At 68.9% G+C, this 19,921-nt stretch carries 12 protein-coding genes; 8 read left to right on the plus strand and 4 right to left on the minus strand.

Annotated features, from left to right (window positions below; all coding sequences use genetic code 11):
- Positions 1-9: 9 nt before the first annotated feature.
- Positions 10-165 carry a hypothetical protein gene (locus ACFYO0_RS41470; protein WP_388686725.1) on the minus strand — a complete coding sequence of 52 codons (156 nt, stop codon included), beginning with the start codon at positions 163-165 and terminating at the stop codon, positions 10-12.
- Positions 166-544: 379 nt separating this feature from the next.
- Between ACFYO0_RS41470 and ACFYO0_RS41475 the strand changes: the two genes are divergently transcribed.
- Positions 545-3,346, plus strand: coding sequence for a response regulator (locus tag ACFYO0_RS41475; RefSeq protein WP_388686726.1), 2,802 nt, complete (start codon positions 545-547; stop codon positions 3,344-3,346).
- Between the two features lie 47 nt (positions 3,347-3,393).
- On the plus strand, positions 3,394-4,917 hold the full coding sequence (locus tag ACFYO0_RS41480; RefSeq protein ID WP_388686728.1) for a diguanylate cyclase domain-containing protein: 1,524 nt from the start codon (positions 3,394-3,396) through the stop codon (positions 4,915-4,917).
- A gap of 14 nt (positions 4,918-4,931) precedes the next feature.
- Here the strand turns inward: ACFYO0_RS41480 and ACFYO0_RS41485 are convergent, their stop codons facing one another.
- Positions 4,932-6,725 (minus strand): glycoside hydrolase family 15 protein, encoded by a 1,794-nt coding sequence (locus ACFYO0_RS41485; protein WP_388686730.1) that lies wholly within the window; start codon positions 6,723-6,725, stop codon positions 4,932-4,934.
- A 443-nt stretch (positions 6,726-7,168) separates the two neighbouring features.
- On the opposite strand from ACFYO0_RS41485, the gene ACFYO0_RS41490 reads away from it, so the two are divergent.
- Positions 7,169-8,263 carry a glycosyltransferase gene (locus ACFYO0_RS41490; protein WP_388686732.1) on the plus strand — a complete coding sequence of 365 codons (1,095 nt, stop codon included), beginning with the start codon at positions 7,169-7,171 and terminating at the stop codon, positions 8,261-8,263.
- A gap of 154 nt (positions 8,264-8,417) precedes the next feature.
- Here the strand turns inward: ACFYO0_RS41490 and ACFYO0_RS41495 are convergent, their stop codons facing one another.
- Positions 8,418-9,197: a class I SAM-dependent methyltransferase gene (locus tag ACFYO0_RS41495; protein ID WP_388686734.1), complete on the minus strand. Its 780-nt coding sequence runs from the start codon at positions 9,195-9,197 to the stop codon at positions 8,418-8,420.
- Positions 9,194-13,618, minus strand: coding sequence for an aminotransferase class I/II-fold pyridoxal phosphate-dependent enzyme (locus tag ACFYO0_RS41500; RefSeq protein ID WP_388686735.1), 4,425 nt, complete (start codon positions 13,616-13,618; stop codon positions 9,194-9,196). Before ACFYO0_RS41500 ends, ACFYO0_RS41495 begins: the two co-directional genes overlap by 4 nt.
- Before the next feature lie 669 nt (positions 13,619-14,287).
- On the opposite strand from ACFYO0_RS41500, the gene wecB reads away from it, so the two are divergent.
- From wecB to ACFYO0_RS41525, 5 genes are all read left to right on the plus strand, one after another.
- Entirely contained in the window at positions 14,288-15,511 is a 1,224-nt protein-coding gene (gene wecB, locus ACFYO0_RS41505) for a non-hydrolyzing UDP-N-acetylglucosamine 2-epimerase (protein ID WP_388686736.1), read from the plus strand.
- Positions 15,512-15,942: 431 nt separating this feature from the next.
- A complete protein-coding gene (locus ACFYO0_RS41510) occupies positions 15,943-16,785 on the plus strand; it encodes a glycosyltransferase family 2 protein (protein WP_388686737.1) in 843 nt (280 codons plus the stop codon).
- Positions 16,782-17,846 (plus strand): GDP-mannose 4,6-dehydratase, encoded by a 1,065-nt coding sequence (gene gmd, locus ACFYO0_RS41515; protein WP_388686738.1) that lies wholly within the window; start codon positions 16,782-16,784, stop codon positions 17,844-17,846. The genes ACFYO0_RS41510 and gmd overlap by 4 nt, the downstream gene beginning before the upstream one ends.
- A gap of 333 nt (positions 17,847-18,179) precedes the next feature.
- Positions 18,180-18,569 (plus strand): hypothetical protein, encoded by a 390-nt coding sequence (locus ACFYO0_RS41520; RefSeq protein WP_388686740.1) that lies wholly within the window; start codon positions 18,180-18,182, stop codon positions 18,567-18,569.
- A complete protein-coding gene (locus tag ACFYO0_RS41525) occupies positions 18,566-19,918 on the plus strand; it encodes a glycosyltransferase family 2 protein (protein WP_388686742.1) in 1,353 nt (450 codons plus the stop codon). The genes ACFYO0_RS41520 and ACFYO0_RS41525 overlap by 4 nt, the downstream gene beginning before the upstream one ends.
- Positions 19,919-19,921 lie beyond the last annotated feature (3 nt).

The following is a 19,921-nucleotide window of genomic DNA, read 5'->3' on the forward strand; positions in this document are numbered from 1 at the left end:
GGTCCTGCCCTACTCGCGGGCTTCGGCGAGCAGCCCCTCGGCGACACCGAGACAGAACTGCGCGCAAACCAGCCGTGAGGTCGGCGCGGCCGGGCCGGCGAAGGGTGACAGGGCGCCCTCGTCCGAGGAAAGGGAGCCGAACACGTCGTCAGCCGTGATCGGCACGGAACCGAATCTTCGACGCCAAGGTCGACTGAACCGCGGGCCCGATTTGCGATCTTCAGTGGTTCATCCTTCGCTGGAAGGGTCCGTCGGTTCCTGGAGAGGATCGCTTGATCTCCGTCATCAGCCGTGGCCCGAGGTGCAGGCGGCACCGCGCACACGGTCGGCCTGTGGACGTCTGCTCCTGATTTCCGCCCTGTGGGGGCGTGGGTCGCGGCAGCCGCCGTGTGGGCGTGTGGCCTCGTGGTCCGAGGTGGCGCATCCGCGACCGGACACTGGTGAGCACCCGCCCGTTCCGCGACGTCGAGCGAAAGCCGTCGAGGCCGTCTGTCGGAAGTCCTGGCCCGCCTTGTGGTCGGGCATCACATGTGGAGGCGGACGTATGGAGCCCACAGACCCGTCGAGACAGTACGCGGCAGACGACGAGGAGCGGTTTCGGCTGCTGGCGAAGAACTCTCCGGACATGGTCTTCCGCCGGACGCTCGACGGCGTCTACCAGGAGGTGTCCGCCGCGGGGCAGGCATTGCTCGGCCGACCGGTCGAGGAGCTCGTGGGGACGTCGGTGGAGTCCTGGGTGCACCCGGGCGATCTGGAGGACTTCGAGGGGGCGGAGCGGGATCTGCACCGCGGCGGGCGGGTGGTGGTGTGTCTGCGTCTACGGCATCCCGACCGGCACTGGCTGTGGACGGAGACCACGTCCTGGGTGGTGCGGGACGCGGCAGGCGAGCCGCTCGAAGTGCGCGGGTTCCTCCGCGAGGCGGAGGGACAGCGGCGCCGGGAGGAAGCGCTGCGGCTGCTGCAGGATCAGGCACGATCGGTCATCGATACAGCCCGGGACGCCTTCGTCTCCATCGACGAGGACGGCCTGGTCATCGACTGGAACCCGAGCGCGGAGAGGCTGTTCGGGTTCAGCCACCGCGAGGCGATGGGCCGGCCGCTGACGGAGACGATCATCCCTGAGCGATACCGCGCCGCGCACCCGGCCGGCCTGCGGCGGGTACTGGCCGGCGGGGAGGCTCATGTGCTGGGCCGCCGGGTCGAACTCGAAGCTCTGCACCGGGACGGCCACGAGATACCGGTCGAACTGGAGGTGTGGCCGCTGAAGTCGGCGAAGGCGCGCTGCTTCAACGCCTTCGTCCGCGACATCAGCGAGCGCAAGCAGGCCGGAGCAGCCCTGGCGGAGGCCCGCGACCAGGCCATCGCCGCGTCTCAGGCGAAGTCGCAGTTCGTCGCCTCCATGAGCCATGAGATCCGTACCCCCATGAACGGGGTCATCGGGCTGAGCAACCTGTTGCTGGACACCGCGCTGGATGCCGAGCAGCGCCGCTACGCGGAGGGCATTCAGGCCGCCGGCTCGGCACTGCTGTCACTGATCAACGACATTCTGGACTTCTCCAAGCTGGAGGCCGGCAAGCTCGAACTGGACGAGGTCGCCTTCAGCCCCCAGTCGCTGGTGGAGGAGGTCGCCTCGCTCATGGCGCAGACTCCCCAGGCCAAGGGGCTGGAACTGCTCAGCGACTGCCATCCCGACCTGCCCGCGACCGTGCTCGGGGATGCCGGGCGGCTGCGGCAGGTCCTGCTCAATCTGGCGTCCAACGCGGTGAAGTTCACCGAATCCGGCGAGGTCGTCCTGCGTGCGCGCCCGGCTGCCGACCGGCCCTCCGCGGCGAGCACGCCGTTGCTGCGCTTCGAGGTGTCCGACACCGGAATCGGCATCGCCGAGGCCGACCAGGAGCGAATGTTCGACGCTTTCTCCCAGGCGGACGCCTCCACCACCCGCCGCTACGGAGGCACCGGTCTCGGGCTGGCCATCTGCCGCAGGCTCACCGAGACCATGGGCGGCTCCATCGGCGTCACCAGCCGACTCGGACAGGGCAGCACCTTCTACTTCACCGTGCCGGCTCGGACACCCGACAGGCCCCAGCAACCCGCAGTGCCTGTCCAGCCCGTCGTGCTGCGCGGGCTGCGGGTGCTGGTCGTCGATGACAACGACACCAACCGGCTGATCCTCGACGCCCAGCTGCGCAGGTGGCACATGCACCCGACCTCGGTCGCCGGCGCCCCCCAGGCCCTGGTGGCCCTGCACGAGGCGGCAGCCGCAGGCCGCGCCTTCGACCTGGCCCTGCTGGACATGCAGATGCCCGACATGGACGGCCTGGAACTTGCCCGCCGGATCACCACGGACCGGAGCCTGTGCCGGGTACGGCTGCTGATGCTCAGCTCCAGCGCACCGCTGCCTGCCGCCGAACTGACCGCGGCCGGCATCGCCCGGTGTCTGCCCAAGCCCGTCTCGCAGTCGCAGCTCGTGGACGCCATGGTCGAACTCATCACCCAGAGGCCGTCGGTAGCCATTTCAGCACCGGCACCGACACCGGCACCGGCCCCTTCCGCAGCCCCGCAGGCCAACCGCGGCCATCTGCTGCTGGTGGAGGACAACGAGATCAACCAGATGGTGGCGCAAGGCATCCTCACCGGCCTCGGCTACAGCGCCGACATCGCCTCCGACGGCGTCCAGGCACTGCAACTGACCGAGGCACACGCGGAACCTCGCTACCAGGCCGTACTGATGGACTGCCAGATGCCTCGGATGGACGGCTACACCGCCACCCGGGAGCTGCGCCGCCGGGAACGGGCCAGCGACCGTCACCTGCCGGTGATCGCCATGACCGCCAGCGCCATGTCCGAGGACCGGGACCGCTGTCTGGCCGCGGGCATGGACGACTACATCTCCAAACCCGTCAGCGCCGAAGAGCTGGAACAGACTCTCGCCCGCTGGGCACACCCCGCCCGCCCGCCGGCAGACAGTGAGGACCTGCGCGCCTCCGTCGAGGAGCGGCTGAACGAACTGCGAGGCGGCGGCACCCCCGCCGAGCATGAACTGGTGGACCGGATGGTGGACCGCTTCCTCGCCCGGGCACCCGACATGACCAGCGCACTCTTCCACGCGTTGGACCGCAACGACACCTCGGAGATCGCCGAGCAGGCCCACAGCCTCAAAGGCGCTGCCGGCAACATGGGAGCCCACAGCCTCGCCGCCTGCTGCGCAGAGCTGGAGGAGCACGCCGAGGCCGGGGACCCGGCCCCACTGGCCCGGACCGCACCCCGACTCCAGGACGAACTTGACCGCACTTGCCGCACCCTTGCGACACTCCGCTCCCAACCTCCCGGCCACGCACCGCAATGAGGCCCAACCGCTTTCCGCCTCCCGGTGGCAGCGGGGAAGGAGGGACTGTGGACAAGGTTCACCCCCTGCCGCTCTCCCGCCGCGATGCGGTGCCCTGGGCGTATGCGGCAGCAGGGACCGCGGCGATCGTCACCTATCTGGTCACCTCCTCCCCGGCGCGCTACATGCTGGCTGCGCTGGTGTCCGCCTCGGTCGTCCCTGCGATCGCAGTGGGAGTGGCCAGGAACAAGCCGTCGTCGGCCCTTCCGTGGTACCTGTTCGCCGCGGGTATGGCACCGTACGCGGCGGCAGACGTGATCTGGGGTCTCTACCAGGTCCGCGGCGAAGAGGTTCCGTTCCCGGGCGTGGCCGACATGCTCTTCCTGGGCAGCTACCTGCTGCTCGCCGCGGGTCTGGTGATGCTGGCCCGGCAGCAGGCCGGCCGCCTTCACTGGGCCGGCCTGCTGGACGCGGGAATCGTCACGCTGGGGTTCGCCATCCTGTCCTGGGCGTTCATCATCGGCCCCTACCTGCGCAGCGAGCTGTCCTCATGGCCGCTCGCCGTCTCCATCGCCTATCCCGCCACCGACCTGATGCTGCTGTCCATGGCCGCACGACTGATGCTCACCATCAGCACGCCCACACCGTCGCTTCTTCTGTGCGTCGGATGGTTGGTGATCCTGCTCGCCGCCGACGGCTTCTACTACGGGACCCAGGCGACGACCGGAACCGCGATCGCGGAGGACCTGTCCGAGATGGGATGGATGCTCTCCTCCCTCCTGTTGGGGGCCGCGGCGCTGCACTCGTCCGTCGCCCAGCCCGCGCTCCCGGCGAAGAGCCAGGAGAGACTGCCCCGGCGGCGTCTGTCGATCCTGATCGCGCTCATCCTGATGGGGCCACTCATCGTGCTGGCCAATGTCGGCGGCATCCGGAGCCAGCCCGTGAACGTCACAGTGATCGTGGGCATGATGGCGGGCCTGTCACTGCTGCTGGTGCTGCGCGTCGCGTTCCTCGCTCAGTACGCCCAGGGCAGGGCCATTGCCCTCGCCGCCTCACTGCGGGAACAGACAGATCTCCAAAAACAGCTGAGCCATCAGGCGACCCACGACCCGTTGACGGGTCTGGCCAACCGAGCGCTGCTCAATGAGCGCCTGGAGTCCGTTCTCGGCAGGTGCTCCGCCAATTCCTCCGCCGGACTGGTGATGCTCGATCTCGACGGCTTCAAAGACGTCAACGACACGCTGGGACACCCGGCGGGCGACGAACTGCTGGTCGACGTCGCCGGGCGGCTGACGGGCAGGGTGCGCGACCAGGACCTCGTGGCCAGGCTCGGCGGAGACGAATTCGCACTCCTCGTGGAAGGCGTGGACGCGAGGACACTGCACGACTACACCACGCGGCTCCTCGACGCCTTCACAGACCCGTTCGTCCTCACCCACGGCTGTTCGATCCAAGTGACCACCAGTATCGGAGCACGCAGCGTCACCGAGCCGACCACGCCCACGGAAGCGCTGCGGGACGCCGACACCGCCTTGTACAGAGCCAAAACCGCAGGCAAGAACCAGGCCGCTTTCTTCGAATCCCCGCACTAGGTTTGACGACAGGCCTAGCGCCGCGCCCCGTGGCGCGTACCGTGCAGGGCGAAAGCGGTGTTGACGAGGCCGACGTGGCTGAATGCCTGTGGAGTGTTGCCGAGTTGGCGGTGCGCGACCGGGTCCCACTCCTCCGAGAGCAGGCCGACGTCGTTGCGGGCGTCCAGTACACGCTCGAACACCTCGTCCGCCTCCTCTCGGCGGCCGATCGCCATGAGGGCGTCGGCGAACCACAAGGAGCAGACGAGGAAGGCTCCTTCCCGGCCGCCGTCGGTGTAGCGCCGCAGGAAGCCGTGGTCGCCGAGCGTGCGGGCCACGGCCGACAGCGTGCCGTGGACCCGGGGGTCGTCCGGAGGCAGGAAGCCGAGCTTGGGCAGCAGCAGTGCGGACGCGTCGATGCGACTCGAGCCGTACGACTGCACAAAGCTGTGCTGCTCGGCGTCCCAGCCCTCGCGGCACACCTCGTCGTGGATCGCCTGGCGCATCACCCGCCACCGCTCCGCCGAACTCCGCAGTCCCGCGATCCGCGCCATCCTCAGCGCCCGGTCCGCGGCGACCCACGACATGATCCGGGAGTGCACGAAGTGCCGTGTCGGGCCGCGCACTTCCCAGAGTCCCACGTCGGGCTCCTGCCAGTGCTGCTCCAGGTGGTCCATGAGCGAACGGACGACGCGCCACATGTGGTGGTCGATGGGTACGCCCGCGCGCACCGCGGCGTACATGGTGTTCAGCACTTCGCCGTAGACGTCGAGTTGGAGGTGATCGGCGGCTGCGTTGCCGAGGCGGACGGGCCGGGAGCCCTCGTATCCGTCGAGCCAGCCGGCCGGCTTCTCGGGCAGCCTCCGCTGGCCCGACACCCCGTACATCGGCTGGAGGTCGTCGGGTTCGCCGGCCACGGCACGAGCCAGCCAGTTCCGCCACGCGACGGCCTCGTCGCGGTAGCCGGTGCGCAGGAGGCAGGACAGTGTGAAGGTGGAGTCACGGAGCCAGCAGAACCGGTAGTCCCAATTCTGTTCTCCTCCGAGGCATTCGGGCAGTGAGGTGGTGACGGCGGCCACCATTCCTCCCGTGGGTGCGTAAATCAGTGCCTTCAGTGTGATGAGGGACCGGATCACCGTTTCCCGCCGAGGACCTTGATAGGTGCACTTCGCCGTCCACTGTTCCCAGAATTCCTGCGTCTCGGCCAGCAGTCCGGTGGTGTCCCCGCGCGGATTCGACGGCAAGTGAGAGGGGCTCCAGTCGAGGACGAATGCCCTTCGCTGTCCGGCCGAGAGCGTGAACTGCGAGCGAATGCAGGAATTGCTGACGGAGAAACATGCGCCATCGTCGTCGCACAGCGAAAATCCGTCGCAACTCAAGAGTACGGAGTCCGGTCCGGCGACCGCGGCCACCGTGCGCGGGTCCACGCCCCGACTCCATGGCAGCACACGCCCGTTGAGGAACCGCAGCCGCAGTTCCCCGCACATCTCGACCCGGCCCGCCAGCCCTTCCAGCAGGCGTACGACACGGGGAATCTCCTGGCGGGGAGGCATGAAGTCGGTCACGCGCACGGCACCGTCCGCCGTGTGCCAGACCGTGTCCAGGACCAGCGTGTCACCGCGGTATGCCCGGTGATCACACAACCGCGAGGAACCGCCGGCCGGGGCGATCCGCCACCGGCCGTTTTCCTCATCGCCGAGGAGAGCGGCGAAACAGGCGGGAGAGTCGAAACGGGGCAGGCACATCCAGTCGATCGCCCCGTCCCTGCCGACCAGAGCGGCCGTCTCAAGGTCTCCGATGAGGGCGTAGTCCTCGATTCGCCCTGCCATGACAAGAATTCTAGGTGACGAGATGCGGAAGCGGAAAAACTTGAATGGGAACGCTTTGGGGAGCGCTTTCATTGACTGGCCCAGGGGGCTGTGTTAAGGCTGGATAGTAGGGCATTCAGTTCTTCGACAGGACGTATCGATGTCCGTCTTGGTGCGCCGATTTCCGGCACGTGTGGCCCCGCACCCGCTACGGCGTGCGACGGACCGGCCTGCCGCGCACGGCTCGCGGCATCGCGGTTCGCCCTGTGGCGTCCACCCGCTGCGCCGTGCCTCGGACCGCATCGCGCGCGCCCCGGTGCGCCGGGCGGCGCGGTGCCGGGTCCGGACCGCTCCGCGGCGCAGGCGTTCGCGTACGGCCTCCTCCCGCACGGTCGACGATCGCGGCGGGAGCGACGCGGGAGACGGAGCGGGCGACCGGGACGTGTCTTCCGCGGGAGGCTGCCATGGCAGCTGACGCCCGCAGCCCCCGCGTACTGCTCCTCACCAGTGGCCCGCTCGATGTCGGGGACGGAGAAGAGGCCGAACTGGCCCTGAGCCTCGCCCAGGCCATGCCGGAGGTGGACCACTTCTGGTTCAAGCGCGGACGGAATGGCCCGGCCGCCGCCTGGCGCGGACGCTCGGTGCCGAAAGTGTCGCGGAACGGTGCTCCCGGCCTGCCGGAACGACTCCAATTGGCCGCGGTCGGCGCCCGGTTGGCGCGGCGGGCCGATCTCGTGCACGCCGTGCTGTCCATCAGTCCCGGCTTCCCCGCGTTCTCCCGCCTGTGGCTCCCGCTGCTCCACGGACGGCCGGTCCTGCACACTGTCCCCGGCGTCTCGGACCCGGCCCTGCTCGCGCGGTCCCGGCCGCTCGGCCCCACCGTGGCGCTGTCCGAGGTGACGGCCCGGGCTCTCGGCGCGGCAGGGTTCGGCAAGGTGCCGGTCATCGGTCCCATGATCGAGCCGGACGAGTGGCAGCTGCGGCCCCGGTCGGTCAGGGAACCGCCGATCGTCCTGGCCACGGCCCATCACGACCCGGGCGGCGGTGCGTACGAGGCTATCGGCGCGGCGGCGGTCGCCGCTCGCGCGGGCGCCCGTTTCCAGCTGATCCTTGCCGTCCAGGGCCGCCCCGGACAGCGGGTCGACCCTCTGGAGCAGGCGCTGCGCGCCCGTGCGGCCCAGGAGGGACTGCACGCCAGCGAGGTGCTCGGCAGCGTCGAGGACCTGCCCGGACTGCTGGCCGTCTCGGACATCGTGCTGCATCTCCCGCGAGCCCTCGGCGGCCGGCCGGACGTGCCCTTCACCGTCCTCAAAGCGCTCGCGACCGGACGTCCCGTCATTCTCAGCGACCTCCCCCAGTTCGCTCCACTGAAGGACGCCGTCGTGCGTGCCGCCGCCGCGGACGCCCACCGCACCGGCCATCTGCTGCTCCAGCTCCTGGACCGGCCCTGGTGGTGGGAGAAGCTCGCGGAGCATGGCCGCGCCACGGTCGAGGAGCGCTTCGGTCCCGAGCAGTTCAGGTCGGGCTATGCGGCGCTGTACCGAAGCCTTCTGGCATGAGCCGGGGCCAGGGTCAGGGTCGGGCGGCCTTGGCGAAGTCCGGTGCGGCACGCGCCCCGAAAGGGGCGCGGGTCTGTGACATATGCGGCTCCGCCGCGGGGCGAACCAGTCCCCACCGGCCCGCAGCTTCATCACCGTGCCACCGGCGGAGCGCTTACGCCGCCTTTCGCCGTACGGCCCGCAGCAGCACCATGCCGGTGTCCCCGTAGTCGGGCAGCGTGGGATCCTTGCGTACGCGCGTGATGCGCAGGTTCTCCGTGTACGGGGCGAAGACGTCGTGGACGGTGCCCGCACCCACCGGGCAGGCCGGCCAGCGCGTCCCGGAGGCGATGCGGTAACTGGGCATGTTCTCCATGAAGGCGGCGACGAGCCGTCCGCCCGGGCGGACGGAGCGGATGAACGCACGGCACAGGGCGGCGAATTCGCCCAGGTCCTCGGTGACGCTTTCGGCCACGAAGTTCATCGACGCCAGGTCGTACAGGCCGTCCCGCAGGGTGCGGGCGCTGCCCGGCACGACCCGTACTCGTGCCAGAGCGTCGGAGAGCCGGGCGGGCAAGGCCGGGTCGAGGTCCCGGCACAGGGCGTAGAAGGCCGCCCAGTGGGGGTCCGGGCCGTCGCGCAACTGCCGGGTGAGATAGGAGATGTTGCTGGCTCCGGGCTCGACGGCCTCGATACGGCGGCTGGCCGCGGCGGCCTGCATGAGGGGGTAGAGGTTGGGTCCGGCACCGCACTCCAGGGAACGGGCGACGCTTCCCGGCGCCAGCGTCCGGTACAGACCGGCGTGGTGCCGGATGACCGCCGCGTCGGAGGGGTGGATCCTGCGGTAGTTCTCGTCGAGGTAGGCGTCCACGGGCCAGCGGTCCCAGTCGGCGTCCGCGTTGCGCCGGTGCGTGGGTGTGCCGGGTGCACCTTGCCCGTGGGCCCTCACGCTCATGGCGGGCCCCCGGCCGCGGCGGTCCGCTTCACGGGGAACCGCTCGGCCACCGAGGTCAGTACGTCGTTGAGGCGGTCGATCTCGTCATCGGTGTTCCGCGCGGTGATCTGGACCCGGAAGCCGACCTGGTCGCGCGGCACCAGCGGATATGCGGCGAGCGTGACGTAGACGCCGTTGTCCCACAGATACTCGCCGACGGCCGTGAGGTCGGCTTCCTCGTCGAGCGGGATCTCGATGATGGGCAGTCCGTCGGTGTTCGGAGTGGCCAGGTCCAGGCCATGAGCGTGGTCCAGGACCCGGGCGGTCTTGCGGTGCAGATCGGCCCGGATGGCGTCGCCCCGGCGCTCGTTGACGTCAAGACCCGCGAGCGCGGTGGCGAGCGAGGCGGTCGGCGAGGGCCCGGAGTAGAGGTAGGGGCCGGCGGCGACCTTCAGGTGCGCCTTCAGGGCGGGCGGCGCGGTGACGAAGGCCAGCAGGGACGAGTAGGCCTTGGAGAAGCCGCCGACCAGGACGATGTCGTCGTACGACTCACCGAAGTGCCGTACGACGCAGTTGCCGCGCATGCCGTACGGGGACGTCTCGGCGGCGCCGCGCTCCCCGATCACTCCGAATCCGTGGGCGTCGTCGACGTAGAGCAGCGCGCCCTCGCGGCGACAGATGCGGAGCAGCTCCGGGAGGTCGGGGAGGTTGCCGGTCATGCTGTTGACACCGTCGACGCAGACCAGTCTGGGGACGCCGACGGGGGCCGCGCGCAGCAGCCGGGTCAGCTCGTCGGGAGCGTCCGCGTGGAAGCGGCGTACCGTCGCTCCTTGTTCCTGGGCCACCAGACAGCCGTCGTACATGGTGCGGTGAGCCCGCGCCTCGACGAAGACATGGCCTCCGCCGCGCCGGCCGGCCGCGAGCACCGGGATCACCGACGCGTGGATCAAGGTGATCGTCGGAAGGAGAAGCGCGTCGGGGGCGCCCAGCAGCTCGGCCAGCCGTGCCTCGATCTGCGGATACAGGCGGGGGTTGCCGATCAGCCGCGACCAGCTGGGGTGAGTGCCCCAACGGCGGACGTGCGGCTCGATGGCGTCCATGATCTCGGGGTCGAGGTCGAAGCCCAGGTAGTTGCAGGAGGCGAAGTCGGTCAGCCAGTGGTCGCCGCTGCGGATGCGCCGTCCGCGTACCTCGTCGATCACCGCGTCGCACATCCGGCTGTCCCTGCGCAGCTGCGCGAGTTCGTCCCAGTGTTGCGTCCGACGGGCCGCGGCCACGGGCCGGGAAAGGCGGCGGCTGCGGCGTGGCACGGACGAGGAGTGCCGTCCGGCGAACTGCCGTTCTTCGCTCACCATCAGGAACCGCTGTGCCTCGGCCCCCGCCATCGGCCGGGCGAACAGAAAGCCCTGCCCGTAGCGGCAGCCCATGGCGCCGAGCAGATCGCACTGCCCGTCGTTCTCGATGCCCTCGGCGATCACCTGGAGACCGAGTACCTCGGCGATGCGCACGATGCCCTCGACCAATGCGACCTGCTGGCCGTCGGTGACGATGTCGTCGATGAAGGACTTGTCCACCTTGAGTACGTCGATGGGGAACTCGCGCAGATAGCTGAGAGAGGAGAATCCGGTGCCGAAGTCGTCGATGGCGAGGGAGACCCCGAGCTCCTTCAGGGTGCCCATCGCGGCCCGGATCTGTTCGTCGCGCCGTACGAGCACCGACTCGGTGAGTTCCAGGACCAGCGATCCCGGGGCCAGACCCGAGCGGTCGAGGACCCGGCGGACCTCGTCCACGAACCGGGCGTCCCGGAACTGACGGGCCGACACATTGACGTTCAGACGGAGGGGTTCGGGCCTTGGCCGCAGCTGCTGCCAGCGGGCGACGTCGGTGGCGGCGCGCTCCAGCACCCAGGCGCCGAGCGGCATGATCTGCCCGGTCTCCTCGGCCAGGTTGATGAACTGGTCCGGCGGCACCAGTCCGCGCCTGCTGTGCGGCCAGCGGATCAGAGCCTCGAATCCGACGACGTTGCCGGTGACGATCTCCACGATCGGCTGGTAGCGCATGGCGAAGGAATGCTTGGTGATCGCGCCGGCCAGAGAGGCCCGGAGTTCGTGGCGTTCGGCCATGCCGGTGTGCAGGTCGGGACGGTAGCGCTGCCACTGGCGCTTGCCCGCGGTCTTGGCCGCGTACAGGGCGAGGTCGGCGTGGCCGAGGAGTTCCTCGGCCTCGTCGCCGGGGCGCGCGATCGCCACGCCGACGCAGGCGGAGACGCTGGTGGATCCGCTGACGAGCCGGAACGGGCGGCCCAGGGCCCCTACGATCTGCTCGGCGAGCGCCTCTGCGTCGGCCGGATCCCTGGCGCCCTCCATGAGAATGGCGAACTCGTCGCCCCCCAGCCGGGCCGCGGTGTCGCTGAGCCGCAGCGCGGCGGTCAGCCGCTGTGCCACGGCGACCAGCAGTTCGTCGCCGACCGAGTGGCCCATCATGTCGTTGACGACCTTGAAGTCGTCGAGGTCGACGAAGAGCACGCAGGTGAGGCCGGCGTCCCGGCGGCCGCGCAGCAGAGCACGCTCGATGCGCTCCAGCAACAGGACCCGGTTGGGCAGTCCGGTCAGCGAGTCGTGGAAGGCCCGGTGGACGAGTTCGCGTTCGAGCTGGCGTTGCTCGGTCACGTCCCGCAGGGTGAGGACGACACCGTGCACGGTCTCCTCGTGACGCAGGTTCCGGCACCGGACCTCGACGTCGAGGCGTCCCTCCTCACCTCGTACGACCTGCCAGTCGTCGCGGAGGTCCTGGCCGCTGTCCAGACTGTCCCCGCCCCGGGCGCGCTCCAGTGTGTGCACAGCGCGCTGGTGGTCCCGCGGGGCCACCAGCTGGGCCAGTGGGGTACTCACGTGCAGGTCACGCCCGAACATCTCGAATGCCGAAGGGCTGGCGTACCGAACGGTGTTGTCGTCGTCGACGATCAGGATGACGTCGGAGGTGTTGTGCACCAGGGTGCGGAAGTACGCCTCGCTCCTACGGCGGTTGATCTCCTCGTTGAGTCCGACCCGGGCGAGCGCCAGGGCGGCTTGGGCGGCCAGCGACTCGGCCGGGCCCGACAGCTCCTTGAGTCTCTTCACAGGGCCCGCCAGGAGCAGCGCGCCGATCAACGGCTCCTGCGCGCCGGACGCCTCGAGCCGCAGCGGGCACAGGAGCGCGGCGGAGGACGGTGCGAGGGCATCGGCGACATCGGGGCCGAGATCGCCGACGTCGATGAGACGGGTCCCCCGGGACAGCAGCTCCGAAGGGCTCTCCCCCAGACGGCCGCCGTCGAGGGACCAGGTGGAGCGGGGTTCGGGGCCACCCACGGGAAGCAGCGAGGACCGGTCATTGTCGAGAACCAGCAGCACCGCCGCGTGGACGGCCTCCTGTCGTTGTCCGAAGAGGGTGGCTGCCGCCGCCCTGACGGCGCCGGCCACTTCCTCGGGGCTGACGGCCGCGACCAGTGACACCGCCGCCACGCGCAGACTCCGTTCGCGGGCGACGGCCTTGCGGTGTTCGTCGACCAGACCCCACAGCCGGGCCAGCACGAACAGGAACATCACTCCGGAGAAGACCGCGGTGACCGCCACGTCACGGACACTTCCGCGCAGGGACTGGGCCAGCAGCATGGCGGGCGCGATCAACGAGGCACAGGCGAGGGCGGCGAGCCGCCACTTGGCGATACCGGGCCGGGGCTGGGCCATCGGCTCGGTCAGCCGCACCATGGACGGGTGCAGGGCCGATAGCCCCCAGGCGGTGAAGAAGACCACCCAGCCCAGGTCCATGGGCGTACCGACCTGCCAGGTGCCCTGCAACTGGAGCACCCCGTACAGCACATCGGACACCAGAATGCCGACCGTCCCGACCGCCAGCAGCTGCACCGAACGTTCACGGATGCCGCCGAGGCTGACCAGCCCCACGAGCATGGCCAGAATCAGCACATCGCCCAGCGGATAGGCCACCGAGATCCCCCGCTCCAGCCACGTCTGCCCCTCGGTTTGTGCGATCGGGTTGATCAGATGCACCCAGGAGAGGAGCGCGAGGCCCGAGGTGAGGATCAGCGCGTCCAGCAGCCCGGCGCGCTCACGGGCCGGGAAGCGGAAGTGAATGATGCCGAAGATCCCGGCGGCGAACAGTGGATAGGTGGAGAGGTAGAAGACGTCCGCCAGCGAGGGGAATGGGTTCTCCTCGTTGAACGCGGCTTCGAGGATGTTGTAGGTGGTGTCGCCGGCGGTGAAGGCGAGATTGGCGGCGGCGAGGAGGAGCCAGGGCCAGCGGTGGACGGGGCGGTTTCGATGGACGCCCAGGAGGATTGCGGCTACTGAGCCGAGGCCGATCAGGGCCCAGCTGGTGGTGTGGCGGGAGGGGACGGTGAGGTAGACGACGGTGGGGGGGATGACGCAGAGGACGTACGTGACCATTAGGCGGACGTGGGGGCCGCTGGCTGTCGAGGGCTCCGAGGCGCGTGTCGTGGGTCTCGGCTCCGGCGCGGGTGCTTCGGCCGGCACCGCCGCGGTTGTCGTGGCCGTGGTCCGCTGTCCGCCGGATGGTGGCGGCCGCCTCCGCGGAACGCGCTGACCGATGCGCTGGAAGGGGCGTTCGCGACCTCGAAACCGTTGCGCCATATCTACCACTTTGTCCTGATGGCGTGGCACGGTCAAACGAGGACTCTTCCGCCGAGGGGAAGGCGCGGAGTCCAGGTGCCACAGTGCCGATGAGGGGCGGGCCGGGCATCGAGGACGGACGACAGGATCTCCCGCCCTCCACACCGAGCCCCTTCGCGGCCTTCCGCCATCTTCCCGATCCCACCTTCTTGATGCGCGCTCAAATAAAATGAAAGCGTATGTATGCACTGTAAACGTACGCTGCATGGATGTAACGTAAACTTGGCAAAGGCGTCGTTCCAACTGTGATGGAGGTTCCGGGACATCTACTCCGCCGCAGCGCCTGGGAGAAAACCCAGGAGCCGCTCGCCCCAGCCTCGGCTCCTCTCCAAACCCCGGCCGACGCCGAGACCACCGCATGACCCGCTGAGTCCCGTCACTTATTCGACATACCGCAGTTCGACATATCCCTAATGTCGTGATCACATGCTGACAACAGGCTCCTCATATCCGAAGGCCGCAAAATCCGGCGGCTCGCCTGGCCACGAGCTGCACGTGGCGGTCGTGCTCGACACCGGGCCCGAAGCCATCAGGATGGCACCGCTCCTCAGGACCATGGAGAACTCGCCGCTGTTCTCGCCCGTCCTGATCAGTACCGGCCAACACCGGGCGATGCTCAAACAAATGCTGCGCAGGCTCCGGCTCACCGTGACCCATGACCTTGCCGTGATGCGGGAGCACCAGCAACCGTCCGCGCTCACCGCCCGTCTGACCAGTGGACTGGGTGAGGTGATCCGCGAAGAGCGACCCGATCTCGTCATGGTGCAGGGCGACACGAGCAGCACGCTGTGCGCGACCCTCGCGGCCTTCAACGAACAAATTCCGGTGGCCCATGTAGAAGCGGGACTGCACAGCGGCGTCCTGGGAGCCCCCGTCCCCGGGGAGCTGAACCGGCGACTGGTCACCCCGATGACAGAGTGGCACTTCGCACCCACGCCACGTGCTGCCGCCGCACTGACCGCCGAGTCTGTTCCGGCCTCGCGGGTCACGGTGACCGGCAGCACGGTCATCGACAATCTCTTGTGGGCCCGCCACACAGGGGAAGGGCGATCGGCTTTCCGCAGCGACCGGCGAGGGGTGCTGGTGACCCTGCGCCGACAGGAGAACCAGAGGGCGACGATGCGGTCGATCGCTGTGGCACTGGTGCGTCTTGCGGAGCGCCGGGACATCGAGGTACTGGTACCGGTCCACAAGAGCCCCACCGTCCGCGACGCGCTCCTTCCCGTTCTGGGAAGCCATCCGCGGATCACCCTGACCGAACCGCTGGACTACTTCGACTTCAACTCCACTCTGGCCGCCTGCGAACTCGTTCTCACTGACTCCGGCGAAGTCCAGGCAGAGGCGCGCAGCCTCGACAAGCCGATTCTGGTGCTGCGGAACACGACCGAACACCCCGAAGTGGTCCAGGCGGGTGCCGCCCAGCTTGTCGGTACCGACCCCCGCTCGGTGCACACGGCGGTCACCTCGCTGCTGAACGATTCAGAGCTCTACGGGCGCATGGCAGACGCACCGAGCCCCTTCGGGGACGGTCATGCCTCCGACCGGATACTCGACCGACTGGCCCGCGATTTCGGCAGGACTCCGGCTCCGGCTTCTGCTCTGGAGGTCGCGGCCGTGAGCGTCCGCGCTGCCCGGTGGGCCGCTTGGTGAAGCGGATGCTGTTGCCGAAGGAAGGGGCCGTGAAGGCCGCAATCGATGCCGTACTCGCACTCGGCGGGTTCCTCAACAGCCCCGACCCCGCAGCGTCTCGTGCACCTTGCGGCAGTCGTCCGTACTGGAGATGACCGGGGGCGGTCCTGGGCCTGTCACAGGCGGCGGAGAACCGTGGTGCGTTCCGCCGCGCGCTCCGCACTTGACTCAATGCCCGAAATGCCCAAATATGTACGTATACGCTATAAACATATGCCGTCTATGTGAGAGCGCTCCACCACGTCGTGGACCGCGCCCCCGCAGATGTCACACGGTCGACGGGCGAAGCCCTCTGGCAGAACCGACCCCTCGACCCAGGCAGCGGCGCATTGTCCGGCCACTCACAACTCATCCGGACACCCACCGAATCGATCCCTGGAGACACCGGCACCATGAACAACGCCCCTCAGCTGAACGATCACCCCGTCCTCGCCCATCAGCCCGACGGCGGCGGCCCTGCGGGACACCCGGCTCGCCGGTCCACAGCCCCCTCCCCCCACCCCCTGCGCCGGGCGGAGGACCGCCCCCCGCCCCGCGCCACCGTGAGCCTCGTCGTGCCCGCCCGCAACGAAGCACGCAACATCCCGTGGGTCCTCGAACAGATCCCTGACTGCGTCGACGAGGTCATCCTGGTCGACGGCGACTCAAGCGACGCGACCGTCCCCATGGCGACCCACTGCCTGCCCACGGTCAGGAACATCCAGCAGAGCGGGCCCGGCAAGGGCAACGCCCAACGCGCCGGATTCCGCGCAGCAACCGGCGACTACGTGGTGATGATGGACGCCGATGGAAGCATGTCGCCCGGCGAGATCCCCCACTACGTGCACTTCCTTGACAATGGCTTTGACCTCGTCAAGGGCTCGCGGTTCATCGCGGGCGGCGGCTCCCTGGACATCACGCCCTTCAGGCAACTGGGCAACCGCGTACTGCTGGCAGCGTTCAACCAGCTCTACGGCACCAATCTGACCGATCTGTGCTACGGATTCCTCGCTTTCCGACGCTCCTTCCTGGACCTGCTCGACCCGCGGGCCGATGGCTTCGAGATGGAGACCGAGATGCTCGCCCACGCGCTGAAAGCCGGACTGCGGATTACCGAGGTCCCCAGCCTCGAACTCCCCCGCCGCAGCGGCAGCTCCAACCTGCACGCCATATCCGACGGCAGCCGGGTACTGCACACCCTCTTCTCGGAGCGACCGGGCGCGCAGTCGACACACCCCGGAAGGAACTCGGAATGAACACCACACAGCGACTGCCGACCAATGGTCGTCCGGCAGCAGACACGGTGCCCCCACAAGTCAAGAAGGCTCTCATCACCGGCATCACCGGCCAGGACGGCTCCTATCTCGCGGAGCTTCTCCTTGCGAAGGGATACCAGGTCCACGGCGTCGTTCGCCGCTCGTCCATGATCAACACTCAGCGCATCGACCACCTTCACCAGGATCTGCAAACCTCCGAGTCGCGGTTGTCCCTGCATTACGGCGATCTCGCCGACGGCACCCGACTGGCCAGCCTGTTGGAGAGGGTGGAGCCCGACGAGGTCTACCATCTGGCCGCGCAATCCCATGTTCAGGTGTCTTTCGACGAGCCGGAGCTCACCGGAAACACCACAGGCCTAGGCACCATCCGCCTTCTCGAAGCCATCCGCAACACCGGCCTGCCCTGCCGCTTCTACCAGGCATCCAGTTCGGAGATGTTCGGCGCCTCAGCGCCACCCCAGCACGAAGAAACTCCCTTCCACCCCCGCTCTCCCTATGGGGTCGCCAAGGTCTACGCCTATTGGGCAACCCGCAACTGCCGCGAGGCCTACGGCATGTACGCCGTCAACGGCATCCTCTTCAACCACGAATCTCCACGCCGCGGCCCCAACTTCGTTACCCGCAAGATCGCCACCGCCGCCGCACGCATCAAAGCCGGCCTGCAGGACTCCGTCTACCTCGGCAACCTCGACGCCCGGCGCGACTGGGGCTTCGCCGCCGAGTACGTCGAAGCCATGTGGCTCATGCTCCAACAAGACGAACCCGACGACTACGTCATCGCCACCGGCATCAGCCATAGCGTCCGCGACTTCGCCGAACAGTGCTTCTCCCACGTCGGCCTCAACTGGCGCGAACACGTCCGCTTCGACGACCGCTACGTACGCCCCTCTGAAGTCGACCATCTGATCGGTGACGCCTCCAAGGCCAGCCGCGCCTTCGGGTGGCAAGCCACCACCCACGCCCCCGAACTCGCACGTCTCATGGTCGACGCCGAGCTCAACCCGATCATGGCTCCGGAGCAGGCTCAGAGGGCCGCGTAGTCACGGGCCAGGCAGCGGTGGCACATCCGTCAACCCGCTCAGGGGCCCTTCGACGGTGGCCAGCCAGATCATGTCCCACTGCGTCCGGAACGACACGACCTATGCCCTCGGCTGAGTGAAGCGGATGCTGTTGCCCTCGTGAATTCAGCACCCTGGGCCCGGCAGCCTTTCCTACGTCTTGCGGGAGCAGTCCGCGCCCTGGCAGGTGTCACACGGTCGACGGGCGAAATCCCCCTCGCAAAACCGCCCCCTCGGCCCAATCAGCGGCGCACAGTCCGGCCACTCACAGCTCATCCGGACACCCGCCGAATCGATCCCCGGAGACATTGCACGATGAACAACGCTCCTCACCAGACCGAACACCCCGTCCTCACTCATCAGCCCGAGGGCGGCGGCCCTCCGGGCCATCCGGCCCGCACGTCCACGGACCGCCCCACCCATCCCCTGCGGCGCTCGGAGGAGGACCGCCCCCCGCCCGCCGCCACCGTGAGCCTCGTCGTGCCCATCCGGCGCTCCTTGAGATTCGAGGTCGAGAGCGAGATGGGCGCGCACGTACTCCGCTCCAGTCTGTGCGTCGCCGAGGTACCCAGCCTCAAGCTGCCAGGCCGCAGCGGTCGTTCGAATCTGCTCGCCATATCCGAGGCCAACCGGGTCCTGCGGACGCTCATCTCCGAGCGGCCGAGCGCGGGGTCCGCTGCACACACTGGACGGAGCCTGGTATGAGTGGCGCCCGGCTGCCGGTGACCAGTGCCCGCGCGGGGCACGCCGACGCCTCGTACACCCCCGCCCGGGTCGTCGACGTCGATTTGGCGCGGCCGTACGAGTTCCGTCCGCCCGGTGGTCTCGGATTGATCCAGCCGGTAGCACCGGTCCTGGCCTTGGTGCGGCTGCGTGGGCACCCCCTGGGGATGGTTGCGACATCCGGTGACACGACGACGACTGGCGGCCCCGACGGGCTGTGGCTGTCCGTAGCCGAGTCGGCCTGCCGACAGTTCGCCGTCCGTGTCGCCCGGCATCCGGCCGCCCGCGAAGTGGCCGAACCTCCGTCCGCGGGTCTTCCCGGAATGCGACTGCCTCTCCCCCGATACACGCCGCGTCCCAGAGCACTCGCCCGCACTCCCTTCGTCAGCGTGATCGTCGCCACGCACAATCGTCCCGAGCTACTGCGGGACTGCCTGAATTCCCTGCTGCGCATGAATTACCCACGGTTCGAAGTGATCGTCGTGGACAACGCACCCGCCGATGACGCCAGCGAGCGACTGATCCGGGAGGAGTATGGGCGGCGGCTCCGCTACATCAGGGAGCCGACGGCCGGCCTGGCACGCGCCCACAACCGCGGTCTGGCCGCTGCCCACGGCCGCATCGCCGCTTTCACCGACGACGACACCCTTGTCGATCCGGATTGGTTGTCTGCCGTCGTCGAAAGCTTTGCGCAGGACCCCGCCATCAGTTGTGTCACCGGCCTCATCGTGCCGGCCGAACTGGAGACGGCGGCCCAAGCGGCCCTGGAACGTCACGGTCAGTTCGCCAAGGGATACGTCCGCCGCACGTGGTCTCTCCACGACCCACCGGAGGACCCGTTGTTCCCCTTCACGGCCGGTCGCTTCGGTTCCGGCACCAACATGGCCTTCCTCGTCGAGCCCCTGCGCGGACGGCTCGGATTCGACCCCGCGACGGGTACCGGCACCCCGGCCTACGGCGGAGACGACCTGCTCGCCTTCTTCCGCGTACTGACTGCGGGCCACACCATCGCCTACCAGCCGGACGCGATCGTCTGGCACCGCCACCGCCGCGCACCGGAGGCCCTGGACAATCAGGCGTTCGGCTACGGCGCCGGGCTCGGGGCATACCTCACCGGCGCCCTGCTCCATGAACCCCGCATGATCCCGGCCCTGCTGCGCAGGCTGCCCCGGGGCATCCGGTACGCCACGAGCAGGGCTCACGGCCGGGCGCAACTGGACACCGCATGGTCCCGACGGCTTGCGCTGCTGGAGCTTCGCGGCCTGCTGTACGGACCGTTCGGCTATCTGCGCAGTCACCGCCTGAACCGCACCACCAGCGGCCGGTGCTGAGGA

The sequence above is a fragment of the Streptomyces sp. NPDC006365 genome (assembly GCF_042870755.1).
Taxonomy (GTDB): Bacteria; Actinomycetota; Actinomycetes; order Streptomycetales; family Streptomycetaceae; genus Streptomyces; species Streptomyces xiangluensis.

What these genes read in the sequence shown, in the direction of transcription:
- ACFYO0_RS41510 (WP_388686737.1), top strand. Translation starts at nt 15,943, where the DNA reads ATGAACAACGCCCCTCAGCTGAACGATCACCCCGTCCTCGCCCATCAG.
- ACFYO0_RS41495 (WP_388686734.1), bottom strand. Translation starts at nt 9,197, where the DNA reads ATGAGCGTGAGGGCCCACGGGCAAGGTGCACCCGGCACACCCACGCAC.
- ACFYO0_RS41525 (WP_388686742.1), top strand. Translation starts at nt 18,566, where the DNA reads ATGAGTGGCGCCCGGCTGCCGGTGACCAGTGCCCGCGCGGGGCACGCC.
- ACFYO0_RS41475 (WP_388686726.1), top strand. Translation starts at nt 545, where the DNA reads ATGGAGCCCACAGACCCGTCGAGACAGTACGCGGCAGACGACGAGGAG.
- ACFYO0_RS41490 (WP_388686732.1), top strand. Translation starts at nt 7,169, where the DNA reads ATGGCAGCTGACGCCCGCAGCCCCCGCGTACTGCTCCTCACCAGTGGC.
- ACFYO0_RS41520 (WP_388686740.1), top strand. Translation starts at nt 18,180, where the DNA reads ATGAACAACGCTCCTCACCAGACCGAACACCCCGTCCTCACTCATCAG.
- wecB (WP_388686736.1), top strand. Translation starts at nt 14,288, where the DNA reads ATGCTGACAACAGGCTCCTCATATCCGAAGGCCGCAAAATCCGGCGGC.
- ACFYO0_RS41500 (WP_388686735.1), bottom strand. Translation starts at nt 13,618, where the DNA reads ATGGTCACGTACGTCCTCTGCGTCATCCCCCCCACCGTCGTCTACCTC.
- gmd (WP_388686738.1), top strand. Translation starts at nt 16,782, where the DNA reads ATGAACACCACACAGCGACTGCCGACCAATGGTCGTCCGGCAGCAGAC.
- ACFYO0_RS41485 (WP_388686730.1), bottom strand. Translation starts at nt 6,725, where the DNA reads ATGGCAGGGCGAATCGAGGACTACGCCCTCATCGGAGACCTTGAGACG.